Origin of the sequence: Streptococcus nidrosiense, assembly GCF_042140045.1 — a bacterium.
GTDB lineage: Bacteria > Bacillota > Bacilli > Lactobacillales > Streptococcaceae > Streptococcus > Streptococcus nidrosiense.
Genome location: NZ_CP152419.1, coordinates 1,896,031 through 1,914,226, shown reverse-complemented (window position 1 = coordinate 1,914,226; position 18,196 = coordinate 1,896,031). Strand labels below are relative to the sequence as shown.

At 40.9% G+C, this 18,196-nt stretch carries 9 protein-coding genes; all 9 read left to right on the top strand.

Annotation, left to right across the window (positions count from 1 at the left end):
- The 9 genes from AAFQ93_RS09120 to AAFQ93_RS09080 all read left to right on the top strand — a co-directional run bounded on the left by AAFQ93_RS09120 (window position 1) and on the right by AAFQ93_RS09080 (window position 18,167).
- Window positions 1-6,057: a ZmpA/ZmpB/ZmpC family metallo-endopeptidase gene (locus AAFQ93_RS09120; RefSeq protein WP_375555243.1), complete on the top strand. Its 6,057-nt coding sequence runs from the start codon at window positions 1-3 to the stop codon at window positions 6,055-6,057.
- Window positions 6,058-6,214: 157 nt separating this feature from the next.
- Window positions 6,215-6,775, top strand: coding sequence for a redoxin family protein (locus AAFQ93_RS09115; protein ID WP_375555242.1), 561 nt, complete (start codon window positions 6,215-6,217; stop codon window positions 6,773-6,775).
- 9 nt (window positions 6,776-6,784) lie between these two features.
- Complete coding sequence (gene msrB / locus AAFQ93_RS09110; protein ID WP_375555241.1) at window positions 6,785-7,900, top strand: peptide-methionine (R)-S-oxide reductase MsrB; 1,116 nt, start codon at window positions 6,785-6,787, stop codon at window positions 7,898-7,900.
- 90 nt (window positions 7,901-7,990) lie between these two features.
- Window positions 7,991-8,134: a helix-turn-helix domain-containing protein gene (locus tag AAFQ93_RS09105; protein WP_375555790.1), complete on the top strand. Its 144-nt coding sequence runs from the start codon at window positions 7,991-7,993 to the stop codon at window positions 8,132-8,134.
- Window positions 8,135-8,284: 150 nt separating this feature from the next.
- Window positions 8,285-13,753: an SIALI-17 repeat-containing surface protein gene (locus AAFQ93_RS09100; protein ID WP_375555240.1), complete on the top strand. Its 5,469-nt coding sequence runs from the start codon at window positions 8,285-8,287 to the stop codon at window positions 13,751-13,753.
- A gap of 132 nt (window positions 13,754-13,885) precedes the next feature.
- The gene (gene pabB / locus AAFQ93_RS09095) at window positions 13,886-15,607 is read left to right on the top strand and encodes an aminodeoxychorismate synthase component I (RefSeq protein ID WP_375555239.1); all 1,722 of its coding nucleotides are present in this window, start codon (window positions 13,886-13,888) and stop codon (window positions 15,605-15,607) included.
- Complete coding sequence (locus tag AAFQ93_RS09090; protein ID WP_375555238.1) at window positions 15,608-16,225, top strand: alpha/beta fold hydrolase; 618 nt, start codon at window positions 15,608-15,610, stop codon at window positions 16,223-16,225.
- Between the two features lie 49 nt (window positions 16,226-16,274).
- Entirely contained in the window at window positions 16,275-17,105 is an 831-nt protein-coding gene (locus AAFQ93_RS09085) for an excalibur calcium-binding domain-containing protein (RefSeq protein WP_375555237.1), read from the top strand.
- A gap of 102 nt (window positions 17,106-17,207) precedes the next feature.
- Window positions 17,208-18,167 (top strand): ROK family glucokinase, encoded by a 960-nt coding sequence (locus AAFQ93_RS09080; RefSeq protein WP_375555236.1) that lies wholly within the window; start codon window positions 17,208-17,210, stop codon window positions 18,165-18,167.
- The last annotated feature ends 29 nt before the right edge of the window (window positions 18,168-18,196 follow it).

Below are 18,196 nucleotides of genomic sequence, written 5' to 3'. Positions count from 1 at the left end.
ATGAATACAAGAAAAATGCAGTTTGAGAGAGTCATTAAATACTCTATTCGGAAGTTCTCGGTTGGTGTCGGTTCTGCGGTTATCGGGACATTTCTTTTGGGGGCAAATAACTTTTTAGTTGAAACTGTTTCAGCTAATGAAGTGGCAACACCCAACCAAGTTCATTACCGTTATTTGGCTGAGCAAGAATTGACAGAAGCAGAAAAAGCTTTGATCCATCACGAACTCCCTTCGGATTTAAAGCAAGATGATGTTGTCTATCTTGTTTACAGAAAGAAGGAAGTGAATTCTCAACAATTACCGAACACTGGAAGCAAGGAGTTAGCACTGGCAACTCTTGGATTTGCAACAGCGTCTATGGTTGTTGTGGTGATGTCTAAAAAACACCGCAATAAAATGCTTGGCCTTCTCTTTATTGGAGCTCTAGGTGGTAGTTACTTTATCCCTCAGTCAGCTCAAGCCTTTGAGAATAAAATCTTGGTGTCCTACAATCAAACGATTGCAGCAAGTAGTCAAGAGGACTTGGCAAAAGGTGTTATTCAAATCGAAGGATACGAATACGTCGGTTACTTTAAAGCATCAGACTTCCAAGACCAACCAGAGCAAATGACGACTGCTAAGGGAACTCAAGAAGCAGGCCACGAAGGCGAATCTTTGGTTCAACCAGAATTGCCAGCCTACACCGGCAAGATTACAGCCAAAGGAACCCAAGAAGAGGGTCACGAAGGCGAATCTTTGGTTCAACCAGAGTTGCCAGCCTACACCGGCGAGCTTACAGCTAAAGGCACGCAAGAAGCAGGCCACGAAGGTGAATCTTTGGTTCAACCAGAGTTGCCAGCCTACACCGGCGAGATTAGTGCTAAAGGAACTCAAGAAGAGGGTCATGAAGGCGAATCTTTGGTTCAACCAGAATTGCCAGCCTACACCGGCAAGATTACAGCCAAAGGAACTCAAGAAGAGGGTCATGAAGGCGAATCTTTGGTTCAACCAGAATTGCCAGCCTACACTGGCGAGATTACAGCCAAAGGCACCCAAGAAGCAGGCCATGAAGGCGAATCCCTGGTTCAACCAGAATCCCCAGCCTACACCGGCGAGCTTAGTACCAAAGGCACCCAAGAAGAGGGTCATGAAGGCGAATCTTTGGTTCAACCAGAGTTGCCAGCCTACACCGGCGAGATTACAGCCAAAGGCACGCAAGAAGCAGGTCACCAAGGTGAGTCTTTGGTTCAGCCAGAGTTACCAGCCTACACCGGCGAGCTTAGTACCAAAGGCACCCAAGAAGAGGGTCATGAAGGCGAATCCTTAGTTCAACCAGAAGCTCCAGCTTATACAGGTGAGATTACAGCCAAAGGCACGCAAGAAGAAGGTCATGAAGGCGAATCTTTGGTTCAACCAGAATCCCCAGCTTATACCGGAGAGATTAGTGCCAAAGGCACGCAAGAAGCAGGTCACGAAGGTGAATCCCTAGTTCAGCCAGAATTACCAGAGTATACAGTAGCTGAAGCAACTATCACGGAAACTGAAACTGTAGAAGTTCCATATACAAAGGAGTATGTAGCTGATGATACTCGTTACACTGATGAAGAAACAGTGATTCAAAACGGTCAAGCAGGAAGTCAGCTAATTCACCGCGTTTATAAAACTGTTAATGGTCAAAAAGTTGGGGACCCAATCAGCACAAGTACAGAAACTGTTAAGGCTCCAGTAAACGAAAAAATTAGTCGTGGTACCAAGGCTATTGAAGGTCAAGTTGAAGAAGTTTCGTTTGAAGAAATTCCTTTCGAGACAAGAACAGAAGTAGACAGCACTCTTCCGAAGGGAACAGAAGTTGTTGCTCAAGCTGGTCAGAACGGTAAGAAAAAGATTACCAAAGTCTATAAGACTCTTAAAGGCGTGAAAACTGCAGATGCTCCAACGATTTCAGAGGAAGTTGTTGAAGCAGTTCAAGATCGTATCATCAAGAAAGGTGATCAAATCCTGACTGCGCCAACGTTGACACTTACTCAAATTGATAAAGAAGAGTTAGAGCGTAGTGCCAAGGCTCGTTACCAATTGGTCAAACCAACAGGTGTAACCATTAAATCTCTTGAAGTTGTTTTGAAAGATGGAGACACTAGCCTTCAAACAGTCAATATGTCTGAGGGAGATTTGACCGCTAATCTTACAAACTTGAAGTATTACAAGGACTACAATATTGCGACCAAGATGGTTTACGATCGTGGAAATGGGAACGAAGAAGTAGTTCTTGCGGAAGAACCACTGAGACTTGATTTAAAGAAAATCGAGATTAAAGATATTCTAAGAACGGATTTGATCAAATATGAAAATCAAATCGAAATGGATGAAACTCGACTGACTTCAGTGCCAACCGACTTGTCAAACTATTATCTGAAAGTTACCTCTAATGACCATAAGACCAATCTACTAGCGGTTCAAAAAATCGAAGAGTCAACAATTGATGGAAAACAAGTCTACAAGGTAACAGCAGTAGCGGAGAACTTGGTTCAACGTAATGTCGATAATCGCTTTAATGAAACTTATACCTACTATATTGAAAAACCAAAAGCTAGTCAGGATGGTGTTTTCTACGACTTTGGAGAATTGATCCAAGCCATTCAGGCAAATCCTGCTGGTGAATTTAAACTGGGTCAAAGTATGAGTGCTCGTAACGTTGTTCCTCAAGGTAAATCTTACATTACTTCGGAGTTTACTGGTAAACTATTGAGTGATGGTGACAAACGTTTTGCTATCCATAATTTGGAACATCCCCTCTTCAATGTCATTAATGGTGGGACTATTAAGAACATTAACTTTGAAAATGTAGATATTAATCGTTCTGGTCAAAATCAAATTGCGACGGTTGGATTTAACCTTAAAAATAAAGGTCTGATTGAAGATGTTAAGGTGACTGGTTCGGTTACTGGTAACAATGATGTTGCAGGTATTGTCAATAAGATTGATGAAGATGGTAAGGTTGAAAATGTCGCCTTTATTGGTAAAATCAACTCTGTAGGAAATAACTCGACAGTTGGTGGTATTGCTGGTTCAAACTATATGGGCTTTGTCAATAGAGCCTATGTAGATGCGACTATTACGGCGCAAAATGCAAATGCAAGTATGCTAGTGCCATTTGTCACTTACATGCTAAATAGTTGGAAATCAGGTACAAAAGCAAGATTAACAAATTCTGTTGCCAAGGGTATCCTTGATGTTAAAAATACTAGAAACGTTGGTGGTATTGCCTCTAAAACATGGCCATATGGAGCTGTACAAGATAACGTAACATATGCTAAAGTAATCAAAGGTCATGAAATATTTGGTTCTAACGATGTTAACGATGAAGATGGTGGCCCACATATTAAAGACCTTTTTGGCGTAGTTGGCTATAGCTCAGCTGAGGATGGTACTGGTAAAGATACCAAGAGTCCTAAAAAACTCAAACATTTGACTAAGGAAGAAGCTGATAAGCGTGTTGCTGGTTACAATATTACAGCCGATAAATTCATAAGTGAACCTTATGGATTGAACAAGTTGAACAATGTAAGCACCCGTGAAGCAGCTTATGAGTATATTCAAGACTACAATCCAGACTATAAACTTGCTTATAAGAATATTGAAAAAATACAACCATTCTATAACAAAGATTTTATCGTTAATCAAGCTAATAAACTAGATAAGAACCACAAGTTAAATACTAAAGAAGTTATTTCTGTTACTCCAATGAATGATAATAACTTTGTAACAGATTTAAGTGTTGCAAACAGAATTATTGTTCACTATGCTGATGGAACAAAAGATTACTTCAACCTATCTTCTAGTGATGAGGGCCTAAGTAATGTTAGAGAATACACCGTAACAGACTTAGGTATTAAATATACACCTAATATCGTTCAAAAAGATCATAGTGCTTTAATTAACGGTATCGTAAATATCTTAAACCCTATCGAGCTTCAATCTGATCCAATTTACCAAAAACTTGGCAGAACAGGACCTAATAAAGTAAATGCGATTAAAAATCTATTCTTAGAAGAAAGTTTCGACTATGTAAAAGCTAATCTTAATACATTAGTAACTAAACTAGTTGAAAATGAAGATCACCAACTTAATAATTCTCCCGCAGCTCAACAAATGATTCTTGATAAAGTTGAGAAAAATAAAGCTGCCCTATTATTAGGTTTAACATACTTAAACCGTTACTACGGCGTTAAATTTGGTGATGTTAATATTAAAGAATTAATGTTATTCAAACCTGATTTCTATGGTAAAAACGTTGATGTTCTTGATAGATTAATTGAAATTGGATCTAAAGAGAATAATATCAGTGGTTCAAGAACATACGATGCTTTCGGTGAGGTTCTAGCGAAATACACTAAATCTGGAGATTTAAATGGTTTCTTAGACTACAACAGAGGATTATTCACTAATATCGATAATATGAATGATTGGTTCATTGATGCGACTAAGGATAAGGTCTATGTAGTAGAAAAAGCTTCTCAAAATCCAGGCGTTGGCGAACATAAGTATCGTGCTTATGACAATTTGACTCGTGGTCTTCATAGAAAAATGATTCTACCTTTGTTGAATCTAGATAAGACAGAAATGTTCCTCATTTCTACTTACGATACGATGTCTTATGGTACAGCTAATAAGTACAATACTACTTTGGAAAAACTTAAACCGGAGATTGATTTAGCCGCACAACGTCAGATTAATTATCTTGATTTCTGGCATCGATTGGCCTTGGATAATGTGAAGAATAGATTGTTCAAAGATATCGTCTATCCAGTTTGGGAAGGATTCTATGTTTGGGGTCACGGTTGGCCAGGCTGGCCTGAACGCTATGGCCAATTCAAAAATAGTACGGAAGTATATGCCCCAATCCGTGAAATCTATGGACCTGTAGGAGAATACTACGGTGATAATGGAGCTGTTGCTGGAGCTTATGCAAGTATTTACGATAATCCAAATGATAATCGTGCTAAAGTAACTTTCGTTATGTCTAATATGATTAGCGAATACGGAGCTTCTGCGTTCACACACGAGACTACACACTTAAATGACCGTCTTGTTTACTTCGGTAATTTTGGTCGCCGTGAAGGTACAGATGTTGAAGCCTTTGCCCAAGGTATGCTTCAATCACCTGCTACACAAGGCCACCAAGGTGAATATGGAGCTCTAGGATTAAACATGGCATTTGAAAGACCTAACGATGGTAACCAATGGTATAATACGAATCCAAATGATCTTAAATCACGTGAAGCTATCGATAACTACATGAAAGGTTATAACGATACTTTGATGATGTTAGACAATCTTGAGGCTGATGCAGTTCTTGGACAAAATAGTCAAGAATTGAATAATGCTTGGTTCAAGAAAGTTGATAAGCAAATGAGAGGAAACTCTAAGAACCAATACGACAATGTTCGTGCTCTAAATGATACTGAAAAAGCTATTCAACTTCATTCCGTGAACGACCTAGTAGATAACAACTTTATGACTAACCGTGGACCAGGAAATGGTATCTATAAACCAGATGACTTTAGTTCTGCATATGTCAACGTTCCTATGATGACAGGTATCTATGGTGGTAACACAAGTGAAGGTGCTCCTGGAGGAATGTCATTTAAACATAATACATTCAGATTATGGGGTTACTACGGATATGAAAAAGGCTTCCTAGGCTATGCTACTAATAAGTATAAACAAGAGGCTAAGGCTGCAGGTAAGAACACCCTAGGTGATGACTTTATTATCAACAAGATTTCTGAAGGAAAATTCAACAATCTTGAAGATTGGAAGAAAGCTTACTATAAAGAAGTGAAAGACAAGGCTACAAATGGTTTGACAACCTTTGAAGTAAATGGAACTAGCATTTCATCTTACAATGATCTTCTTCGCTTGTTCAAGGAAGCTGCTGCTAAGGATGCTGCAACCTTAAAAACAGAGAAGAATGGTAATAAGTCTGTGTCAACAAATAATGTAACCAAACTTAAGGAAGCTGTTTATAAGAAACTTCTTCAACAAACAGATAGCTTTAAAACTTCAATCTTTAAATAATCCAAAGCTCTCATCTGCTTAGCAGGTGGGAGTTTTTGTAATCAAGAAGGTTATTGATTTTCCAAACAGATTCTAAGTATTTTTAGCAAGGTAGGTATATAATAGAACTACAAAGCCAATATCTATATTCATATAACAAAAGAGGAAGGTGATGAAGATGAAAAAATGGCAAGCAACTGTATTGGTCTGCACTAGTTTGTTTTGTCTATCAGCTTGTAAAAATCAGACGATGAGCGAGGCTGATAAACAAAATGGAGACAAACAAGCGCAAGTTAGCTCTCAAACTGCAAAAAAAGGAGAAGCAGTTACAGACTTTGAGCTTACGGGAGTTGATGGTAAAACTTATCGCCTATCAGATTATAAAGGCAAAAAGGTCTATCTCAAATTTTGGGCATCTTGGTGCTCTATTTGTCTAGCCAGCCTCCCTGATACCGATGAGCTGGCTAAAGAAGAAAGCGATGACTATGTCATCTTGACAGTGGTTTCTCCTGGTCAAAAAGGTGAGCAAGCAGAAGAAGCCTTCCAAAAATGGTATCAGGGCTTGGACTATAAAAATCTACCTGTCCTTCTAGATTCTTCAGGTAAACTTTTGGAAAGTTACGGAGTTCGTTCTTATCCGACTCAGGCCTTTATTGATAAGGAAGGTAGACTCGTTAAGACCCAGCCAGGCTTTATGGACAAGGAAACTATTTTACAGACGCTAAAAAGCATAGATTAGAGGCTCATCATGAATGATAAATTAAAAATAATTGTATTCATTGGAATCATCATTTGCATTATTATTGGATTTTTATTTCTTTTGGAAAAAAGGAGCGCAAGCTACACAGATACCACTCAAATCGAGAAGGCAGCAGTTAGTCAAGGGCAAAAAGTCACGAAAAAAACTGAGCCAAGTAAAGATGCTGACTTACATGATATCTACCTAGCTGGAGGTTGTTTCTGGGGAGTCGAAGAATATTTTTCTCGAGTGGCAGGTGTGACAGATGCTGTTTCTGGCTATGCGAATGGCAGAGGAGAAACAACCCAGTATGAATTGATCGGCCAAACCGGGCATGCTGAGACTGTTCATGTGACCTACGATGCCAATCAAATTTCTCTAAAAGAAATCTTGCTCCATTATTTCCGCATTATCAATCCAACTAGTAAAAATAAGCAGGGAAATGATGTGGGGACTCAGTACAGAACAGGAGTCTACTATACAGATGAGAAAGATTTAGAAGTCATCAATCAAGTTTTTGAACAAGTTGCTCAGAAGTACGACCAGCCTCTAGCGGTTGAAAAAGAAGCCTTAAGAAATTTTATCGTGGCTGAAGATTACCACCAAGACTATCTCCAGAAAAATCCTAACGGCTATTGCCATATCAATGTCAATCAAGCATCCTATCCGGTCATTGATGCTAGTCAATATCCAAAACCGAGCGACGATGAATTGAAAAAACTCCTGTCACCAGAGGAGTATGCAGTGACTCAAAACAGTCAAACAGAACGGGCCTTTTCAAATCGTTACTGGGATAAATTTGAAGCAGGTCTTTATGTAGATGTAGCGACTGGAGAACCCCTCTTTTCTTCGAAAGATAAATTTGAATCGGGCTGTGGTTGGCCTAGCTTTACCCAGCCTATCAGTCCAGATGTTGCGACCTATAAGGAAGACAAGTCATACAATATGGTCAGAACTGAAGTCAGAAGTCGAACCGGGAATTCTCACCTAGGACATGTCTTTACAGACGGACCTCAGGACAAGGGAGGACTACGCTATTGTATCAATAGTCTATCCATCCGTTTTATTCCTAAGGATCAAATGGAAGAAAAGGGGTATGGTTATTTGTTAGATTATGTTGAGTAATCTTGAGATTATTAAAAAGTGTTTACTAGAAATACATTTTAATTTATAAGAAGTGTAGAATTTGGATTTTAGAAGCGGTATGGCAATTTAATCGAACGTGTAGGTATTACTCCCGCAAATCTTTCAATACTGAAAACAGGTAAGGCCAAAGCTATACGTTTTTCAACGCTAGATGCCATCTACAAAGAACTAGGATGCCAGCCTGGTGATATATTGGAATATGTGCCAGATTAAAAAGTGGTTCAGCCAATGCTGATCCGCTTTTTTATTTAAAAAATATCAATTTATTTCGAAAATATTTTGTAAAAAAATCAACAAAATATTATAATAAGATTATGAAAACGGAATAAAGGAGATGTCTTTAAGGACAAGAACAAAGCTGACATGGAAGATAGAAAAAAGCTACAAAAATTTGCCATTCGTAAACTGAGCATGGGAGTGGGCTCGGTATTGATTGGACTTGCCTTCATTGGAGGAACACTTGAACCGAAACTGGTTCAGGCTGATGAAACCAAGCAAGTTTCCTTTCATTACTTAGCAGAATCGGAGTTGACAGCTGCTGAACGTGAACTCATTCATCATGAATTGCCACAAGATTTGAGCCAAGATAACTATTATTTAGTTTATCGCAAGCAGGGACAAGCCGTCTTACCTCAAACTGGATCTATCAGCTTCCCCTTGGCTGGTGTTGGTCTTTTGACTGCTAGTTTGGTGGTTTTCCTATTTTCAAAGAAAAAACCTTCTAAGATAGTTGGAGTGTTATTGATTGCTTCTGTAGGTAAGAGTTTATTACTACCTTATCAAGTATTTGCTTTTGAACACAAGGACTTGCTAGCTTATGATCAGACTAAAACCCTTGTGTCTGCAGATGGTTTCTCTCAAGGGATTATTGACATTAAAGGCTATGACTATATTGGCTATTTATTAGAGTCGGATTTAAGAGGAACAGGGCAAGATCTAACATCTAGTGAAAATTCAGAAATTCCTGCAAAACCAGTAAATCAAGCAGCTATTCATGAAATTCCTGAATTCATAGGTGGCGTATCCGGCGATTCCTTGGTTGAGCCAACAAAACCAACATTTGAAGGTGGAGTCAATGGCCCAGGTACAGTAGCCGAATCCTTACCAGAGTATACCCCAGAGTTTAGCAGTCAAAGTGGCGTCCCAGAAGTCCATAACAAATCAGACTTTACAGGTGGCGTATCAGGCGACTCCTTGGTTGAGCCAACAAAACCAGCATTTAAAGGTGGAGTCAATGGCCCAGGTGCAGTAGCTGAAGCCTTACCAGAGTATACCCCAGAATTTAGCAGTCAAAGTGGCGTGCCAGAAGTCCACGCCAAACCAGACTTCACAGGCGGTGTATCCGGCGACTCCTTGGTTGAGCCAACAAAACCAACATTTGAAGGTGGAGTTAATGGCCCAGGTACAGTATCCGAAGCCTTACCAGAGTATACCCCAGAGTTTAGCAGTCAAAGTGGCATCCCAGAAGTCCATGACAAAGCAGACTTTACAGGTGGTGTATCCGGCGAATCCTTGGTTGAACCATCTAAACCAACATTTGAAGGAAGCGTCAATGGTCAAGGAGCAGTAGCTGAAAGCTTACCAGATTATGAAGGTGGTGCAGTTCCAGTTGATACTCTGAAACAGGAGATTCCAGAGTTTACAGGTGGCGTATCCGGCGAATCCTTAGTTGAGCCAACAAAACCATCGTTTGAAGGTGGAGTCAATGGCCCAGGTACAGTAGCTGAAGCCTTGCCAGAGTATGAAGGAGGCGCAGTCCCAGTTGATACTCTGAAACAGGAGCACCCAGAGTTCACAGGCAGAGTATCAGGCGAATCCTTAGTTGAGCCAACAAAACCAACATTTGAAGGTGGAGTCAATGGCCCAGGTACAGTAGCCGAAGCCTTACCAGAGTATGAAGGTGGTGCAGTTCCAGTTGATACTCTGAAACAGGAACATACTGAGTTCACAGGCAGTGTATCCGGCGAATCCTTAGTTGAGCCAACAAAACCAACATTTGAAGGTGGAGTCAATGGCCCAGGTACAGTAGCTGAAGCTTTGCCTGAGTATACCCCAGAATTGAGTAGTCAAAGTGGCGTCCCAGAAGTCCATGACAAACCAGAGTTTACAGGTGGGGTATCCGGCGAATCCTTAGTCGAGCCGTCAAAACCAACATTTGAAGGTGGAGTCAATGGCCCAGGTACAGTATCCGAAAGCTTACCAGAGTATGAAGGAGGCGCAGTTCCAGTTGATACTCTGAAACAGGAAATCCCTGAGTATACAGGTGGGGTATCCGGCGACTCCTTGGTTGAGCCGTCAAAACCAACATTTGAAGGTGGAGCCAATGGTCCAGGTACAGTAGTTGAAGTCTTACCAGATTATGAAGGTGGTGCAGTTCCCGTTGATACTTTGAAACAGGAAATCCCTAGCTATAGTGGTGGTGTGAATGCTACTGAAGCGCTGATTCAGGATACAAACCCGACTTTACATATTGAAGTCCGAAAAGAGTTGATTCCTAAACAAACTAGCGAAAAGATTGATCCAGACATGCTTGTCGGTGAAATAAGAATCGAGCAAGTCGGTCAAGATGGTGAGAAAGAGATTGTTACCAGCTATGAGGAAAAAGATGGGAAACGTATTTCAGAGCTCAAAGAAACAACACGGATTTTAAGAGAAGCTAAAGATCAGGTTATCATCCGTGGCAGTAAGGAAAAGGAAGAAATTAAACCTGAACCTGTCCTAACTCTTTCAACTATTACTGGAAATTCGATGGGCCGTTCAGCTCGCTTAAGTTATAACTTGGAGAAGGCAGATGGTGTTACCGTTTCAAAAATTAGTGCCACTATCAAAGCCAAGGGGTTAGAGGATAAGACTCTTGATTTAACGAGTGATCAACTGGAAGCAACAGTTGATAATCTAAAACTCTATACGGATTACACTATATCTACAAAGATGGTCTTTAATCGTGGTAAGGGTGAGGAGAGCACTCTGCTTGAGGACAAGAAGCTCCGTCTAGAGCTTAAAAAGCTAGAAATAAAAGATATCAAGGAAACAAGTCTTGTCAAGGTTGACAATGGCAGAGAGACTGAGATTCAACAATTGGCGGAAGCACCAAGTGATTTGGAAAGCTACTACCTCAAGGTCAGCTCTAAAGATCATAAGACTAGCCGTTTAGCCATCAAGTCTATTCAAACTGAGAGAATAAACGGAAAAGAGTATTACAAGGTGACTGCTGAGGCAACTGATTTGATTCAACGTAATGCTCAGAAAACCTTTGAAGAAGGCTATAGCTACTATCTGGCTAAGTCAAACACTGAATCTCCTACGATTGCTGGTGTAAAAGAATACGCTTATAAGGATATTCAAGATTATGATAGTCGCCATGATCAAGCCTATCGCAACCTTGAAAAATTACAGCCTTTCTACAATAAAGAATGGATCGTTAATCAAGGAAACAAACTGGATCTTGATCACAATCTAGCCAAGAAAGAGGTAGTCTCTGTTATTGCTATGAAGGGACAAGACTTTGTGACGGACCTTTCAGTGGCAGACCATATAATGGTTCATTATGCAGACCAGACCAAGGATGTATTTGCAATCACCTCACAAAATTCTGGCTTGACTGCCATCAAGGAATACAAGATTGCTGACTTGGATGTGCTGTATACTCCAGATATGCTGGTTAAGGACCGTTCAGCCCTAGCCAAGGACCTGACCTCAATCTTGAAAACAGTGGACTTACAGTCTGAAGGAGTTTATCAAGTTCTAGATGATCAAACCACCAGCCTTGATAAGAAGGTTGAGGCCGTGAAAAATTGGTATCTAGAAGAAAGCTTTGCAGAGGTCAAAGCGCAGCTGGGAACTCTGGTTGATAAGTTACTTACAAATCTAGACTACCAGTGGAATGATTCACCTGCTAGTACCGCTGCTCTGAAGCAAAAAGTTCAGGATCATCAGTCTGCTATCATGCTGGGACTTGCTTATCTTAATCGCTATTACGGTATCCGATTTGCCGATTACAATCTGAAAGAACTCATGCTCTTTAAACCAGATTTTTATGGCCAAAATGTGGATGTTTTGGATCGGTTGATTGAACTTGGTTCAAGAGAAAGCAACCTAAAAGGCGACCAGACTCATGAAACTTTTGCCAGAGTCTTAGCCAAGGATACAAAATCTGAAGATTTACATGCCTTCTTAGACTACAACAGACAGTTATTGACGACTGACAAGGATATGAATGACTGGTTTGTGAATGCCACTAAGGGCCATGTGTACATAGCAGAGCGAGCTTCGAAGAATCAAGAAATTGCAAATCGGAAGCATCGGGCTTATGACAATCTGAATAACTGGTTGCATCGCAATATGATTCTGCCTTTGTTGAATGTGAAGAAGGCACAGATGTTCCTGATTTCCAACTACAATACCATTACCTTCGGGTCAGCTGATAAATCTGGCAAAACCATAGACCAGATGAAAGCTGACATTGATCTAGTAGCGGACCGTCAGTTGACTTACTTGGACTTTTGGTATCGTCTTGCCGCTGATGATGTCAAAGACCGTATGGTTAAGAGTGACTTTAATGTAGCTACACCAGTTTGGGAAGGCTATCGCGTTGATGGACGTGGCTGGATAGAGCGTTATGGACATACTAGTGGTATGGCAGACTATGCGCCAATTCGTGAAGTATTTGGGCCAGCAGGTCGCTATTATAAGGACAATAAACTAGGAGCCTATGCCTCTATCTATCCTAAGATCAATGCCAGAGATGCTGTTCACTTTGTGGAAATTGATATGATGAGTGAGTATGGCTTGTCTGTCTACACCCATGAGACAACGCACGTCAACGATCGTATTGTCTATCTGGGTGGCTACAAACATCGTGAAGGAACCTATGTAGAAGCCTATGCTCAGGGCATGCTCCAGTCACCGGCTGAGGAAGGCCATCAGGGTGAATATGGCGCTCTCGGGCTCAACATGGCATACATGCGACCAAATGATGGGGATCAATGGTACAATCCTGATCCGACCAAGTTGCAAACACGCCAGCAGATTGACCACTACATGAAAGGTTATAACGAAGCCTTGATGCTTCTAGATTATCTGGAAGGAGAACGCGTTCTCGCTAAGAATGATCTCGCTTTGAAGAAGGCTTGGTTTAGCAAGATGACCAAGCAAATGCGCTATCAGGACCAGGATAATAAACTCCTTGCTCCTAACCAGTGGGACTATGTCCGTCCATTGACGAATGAGGAAGCCAAGACTCAGCTAAATTCTGTGGACGGCTTAATCAAACATAACATCATCACCAATAGGCATTATCAGGGAACTTACCGACCAGAAGAACTCAAGACAGCTTATGTCAATGTCAAGATGGTGGATGCTATTTATGGTGGGAATACCAGTCAGGGAGCTCCTGGAGCCATCTCCTTCAAGCATAATGCCTTCCGTATGTGGGGTTATTATGGCTACGAAAATGGTTTCCTAGGATACGCTTCTAATAAGTACAAGGATGAGGCGTTAAGCGAGGGACGTGACACCCTTGGGGACGATTTCATTATCCAGAAGGTTTCGAAAGGCAAGTACCAGAACTTAGAAGAATGGAAGAAGGCCTGGTTTGACGCTATTATTGCCAAGGCAAAACGAGGAATCCATAGTTTTGAAATTGATGGTCAGCAAATTGATTCATACGAGAAATTGCAAGATTTGTTTGACCAAGCAGTAGAAACGGATTACCGAAACTTCAAGTATGGAGGCTCAGTTGCCAATTATACAGTAGCTCTGAAGAAAAAAGTCTTCCAAAAACTATTGCAGGTCACAGATGCCTTTTCATCCGAACTCTTTCCCAAAGGATAGATAAAAGTCGATGTGATAAAAGAGAATGCTATGTTCAGATTTTCTTAGGAAGTGACATCTACTTTATTATTCTCAAAGAATAAAATTGCCAGATCTCCTGTTGGGGTCTGGCTTTTATGGTATACTTAGGATATGCATAGAAAAACAGTGATTGATTTTAGGGCTTTGGGTGAGCGATACACCTTTACCCAGCCTATCAAAGAGTTAAAAACCAGAGATTTAGCAGAAGTAACAGACTTGTTAGCTCAAGTGGAAAGCTACCAAGAGCAAGGCTATTATGTAGTTGGTTATGTTAGTTATGAAGCAGCACCTGCTTTTGAGGAGAAGTTGGCGGTTCACGAGGGTCCCTTGTTAGGAGAGTATCTCCTCTATTTCACTATTCATGACAGCGTTGAAAAATCTAGCATTCCTCTGACTTATGAGGAGGTGGCTTTGCCATCAAACTGGCAGGAAGTAACATCTGCAGAGGACTATGAAAAGGCGATTGCGCAAATTCACCATCATTTACGACAAGGGGATACTTATCAGGTCAACTATACTGTTCAACTCAAGCAGGAGTTGTCTGCCAATCCTTTTGCTATCTACAATCGTATGGTTGTAGAGCAGGAAGCGGGATATAATGCTTACGTAGAGCACGACGACATGGCAGTAATTTCCATGAGTCCAGAACTCTTTTTTGAGCAAAATGGGCGTGAGTTGACCACTCGTCCTATGAAGGGGACGACTAAACGTGGTCTGACTGATGCAGAAGACTTGAAAGAGGCAGTTTGGTTAGAACAGGATCCCAAAAATCGCTCAGAGAATATGATGATTGTGGACCTCTTGCGCAATGACATGAATCGTCTGTCTGAGGTGGGAAGTGAGCATGTGGAACGTTTATGTCAGGTGGAACAGTATTCAACGGTTTGGCAGATGACTTCGACCATCAAGAGTCAGTTACAACCGGATGTTGACCTAGTAGAAATCTTCCGTTCTCTCTTTCCATGTGGCTCTATCACAGGGGCTCCCAAGATCGCGACCATGGAAATTATCAAGAACTTGGAACCACAAGCTAGAGGAGTCTACTGTGGAACTGTTGGTCTCTTACTTCCCAATGGACGACGAATTTTCAATGTCGCCATTCGAACCATTCAACTGCATGGAGGGCAAGCCATCTATGGAGTCGGTGGAGGCATTACATGGGATAGCACTTGGGAGTCAGAATACCGCGAAGTCCATCAAAAGGCTACTGTTCTTTACCGAAAACAGCCTCGTTTTCAATTGATTACGACAGGGAAAATTAGCCAGAAAAAAATCCTCTTTGAAAATCAACATCTAGAAAGATTGCAAAAGGCTAGTCGTTACTTTACCTTTCCTTTTGATGCAGAAGACTTGAGACAAAAGATAGAGGAAGAGTGTCAAGCTTGTGACCTCCATCAAGACTATCGTTTGCGAATCAGTCTCAATAAGTCTGGAGAAATAGACATTGATCGACAAGTATTAACACCACTTAGTTATAGCTTCTGTCAGGCTAAACTTTGTCTGCAAGAAGCTGATTTGCAGCAGGCCTTTACCTACTTTAAGACGACACACCGACCACATTTGACAATGGGAGAGCAGGAAATCATCTATTACACTGTTGATGGAAAATTGCTTGAAACCTCTATTGGCAATCTGGTTTTGAAAATGAATGGGAAACTCTATACACCGCCAAGTCAACTAAGTCTTTTACCAGGGATTTATCGTCAACACTTGCTTGAAAGCGGGCAGGTAGAAGAGAGAATCTTGATCATAGAAGATTTGGCACAAGCAGAAGCCATTTATGGCTGTAATGCAGTCAGGGGCTTGTATGAGTTGTCAGTAAAGGAGAACTAAATGAAACTTATATTTTTACATGGCCTAGGTCAGTCAGCAGATAGTTGGAAAGAAGTTCAGGATTTGCTGGCAGATTATCCCTCTGAAGCCATAGAGTTATTTCCTACTGGAGTTGGGACTTATCAAGAAGCCAAAGAGCGCATTTATCAGCACTTATCAGAGGAGACTGAACCTTTTGTCCCAATCGGTTTGTCCTTAGGGGCTGCCCTTGCATTGGAGCTTTCAAGTTATGAGATACCAAATCTTCAGGCCTTGGTTTTGTCAGGATGTCCACTGAAATTAGCAGGTAACATTCCTTTTTACATTCAGTTGCTGATATTCAAATTGCTTCCTAAGAGGATATATGAGAAGCAGGGGGCAGATAAGGCTCTTATGGTTGGAGTTTCTGAGGAATTAAAAACACTTGATTTAAGAGAGATTGCACGGAATTGTCCCTATCCAAGCTTGTTAATTTGTGGTAGTCAGGATAAGCCTAATCTCAGTTCAATGAAAAGTATTCATGAACTGATGCCAGATTCTCAGTTTGAGATCATCTCTGACGGCCCTCATGTCTTGAATAAGGCAAAACCAAAAGAGTTTGCAGAATTAACCAGAAGTTTTCTTGAATTGCAGAAATAAGTTTGATAAAATAATATTGAGATTGATATTATAATTTTAGGAGAAAATCATGAACAAACGTCATTTATTAAAACTAGGCCTAGCTTCTTTACCTGCTCTAGCTTTGTTTTTACATCCAGTTGTGGCAGATGAAAGTATCCATTTTTCAAGCTGTAAGGAAGCTTGGGAGAATGGTTATGCAGATATTCATAAGGGAGAACCAGGGTATTCTGCTACTCTAGATAAGGATCATGATGGGATTGCCTGTGAATCGAAGAATGCGCCTAAGGGTGTTTTAAAAGAGAAAAAGTCGAGTACATCACAAGCTAACACCAATGTAGCACCTACCCCAAGTGTAGCAGCTGAAAGTGGCTGGGTTCGTCAGAATGGGTCTTGGTACTATTTTTCTGAAAATGGGAAACCAGTAACAAATACTTGGCAGGGTGCTTACTACCTCAAGTCAGATGGAAGAATGGCTGAGAATGAGTGGGTATACGATAACTATTACCAAGCCTGGTATTACCTCAAATCAGATGGTTCTTATGCACGCAATACTTGGCAAGGAAGTTACTATCTCAAATCAGATGGTAAGATGGCTCAGGGTGAATGGCTTTATGATTCTTACTACAAAGCTTGGTATTACCTCAAATCAGATGGATCTTATGCGCACAATACTTGGCAAGGTGCATATTACCTCAAGTCAAATGGGAAAATGGCTCAGAGTGAGTGGGTCTATGATTCTTCTTACCAAGCCTGGTATTACTTGAAATCAGATGGATCTTATGCTCGCAATGCATGGCAAGGAAATTACTATCTCAAATCAGATGGTAAAATGGCTAAGAATGAGCAAGTGGATGGCGGACGCTATTATGTAGATGCTTCTGGTTTGTGGAAACCATAGAATAGAAAAAATCTGGAAAGTTAATGCAAACCTTTGCACTGATGGGCAGATTTTGTTATACTAGTACTGTAAGCATTTTCAATTAAGGATAAGGAGAAGACGATGAGTCAAAAGATTATTGGGATTGACCTTGGTGGAACTTCTATCAAGTTCGCTATTTTAACGCAAGAAGGAGAAATCCAAGAAAAATGGTCTATTAAGACAAACATTTTGGATGAAGGAAGCCATATCGTAGACGATATGATTGAAACTATTCAACACCGATTGGGCTTGCTTGGATTGTCTGCTGAAGATTTCCGTGGAATTGGTATGGGGTCACCTGGTGTGGTTGACCGTGAAAAAGGGACTGTTATCGGTGCCTACAACTTGAACTGGAAAACTCTTCAACCAATCAAAGAAAAAATGGAAAAAGCCTTGGGTATTCCATTCTTCATTGACAACGACGCCAACGTGGCAGCTCTTGGTGAGCGTTGGATGGGTGCTGGTGAAAACCAACCAGACGTTGTCTTTATGACACTTGGTACAGGTGTTGGTGGCGGTATCGTGGCAGAAGGAAAATTACTCCACGGTGTTGCTGGTGCTGCTGGTGAACTTGGACACATCACAGTTGACTTTGATCAACCAATCGCATGTACTTGTGGTAAAAAAGGCTGTCTTGAGACAGTAGCTTCAGCAACAGGTATTGTTAACTTGACTCGTCGTTATGCAGATGAGTACGAAGGCGATGCAGAGTTGAAACGCTTGATTGATGACGGAGAAGAAGTAACAGCTAAAACTGTCTTTGATTTGGCAAAAGAAGGGGACGACCTTGCTTTGATCGTTTACCGTAACTTCTCACGTTACTTGGGTATTGCATGTGCTAACATCGGTTCAATCCTAAACCCATCAACAATTGTTATCGGTGGTGGTGTATCAGCTGCGGGAGAATTCCTTCTCCAAGGCGTGCAAAAGATTTATGATGAAAATACCTTCCCACAAGTTCGCACAACAACTAAGTTGGCTCTTGCTACTCTAGGAAATGACGCTGGAGTTATCGGAGCAGCATCACTTGTATTGCAATAAATAAACATAAAAAGGAGAAAATTGCTTTC

What these genes read in the sequence shown, in the direction of transcription:
- AAFQ93_RS09115 (WP_375555242.1), top strand. Translation starts at nt 6,215, where the DNA reads ATGAAAAAATGGCAAGCAACTGTATTGGTCTGCACTAGTTTGTTTTGT.
- pabB (WP_375555239.1), top strand. Translation starts at nt 13,886, where the DNA reads ATGCATAGAAAAACAGTGATTGATTTTAGGGCTTTGGGTGAGCGATAC.
- AAFQ93_RS09090 (WP_375555238.1), top strand. Translation starts at nt 15,608, where the DNA reads ATGAAACTTATATTTTTACATGGCCTAGGTCAGTCAGCAGATAGTTGG.
- AAFQ93_RS09120 (WP_375555243.1), top strand. Translation starts at nt 1, where the DNA reads ATGAATACAAGAAAAATGCAGTTTGAGAGAGTCATTAAATACTCTATT.
- AAFQ93_RS09080 (WP_375555236.1), top strand. Translation starts at nt 17,208, where the DNA reads ATGAGTCAAAAGATTATTGGGATTGACCTTGGTGGAACTTCTATCAAG.
- msrB (WP_375555241.1), top strand. Translation starts at nt 6,785, where the DNA reads ATGAATGATAAATTAAAAATAATTGTATTCATTGGAATCATCATTTGC.
- AAFQ93_RS09085 (WP_375555237.1), top strand. Translation starts at nt 16,275, where the DNA reads ATGAACAAACGTCATTTATTAAAACTAGGCCTAGCTTCTTTACCTGCT.
- AAFQ93_RS09100 (WP_375555240.1), top strand. Translation starts at nt 8,285, where the DNA reads ATGGAAGATAGAAAAAAGCTACAAAAATTTGCCATTCGTAAACTGAGC.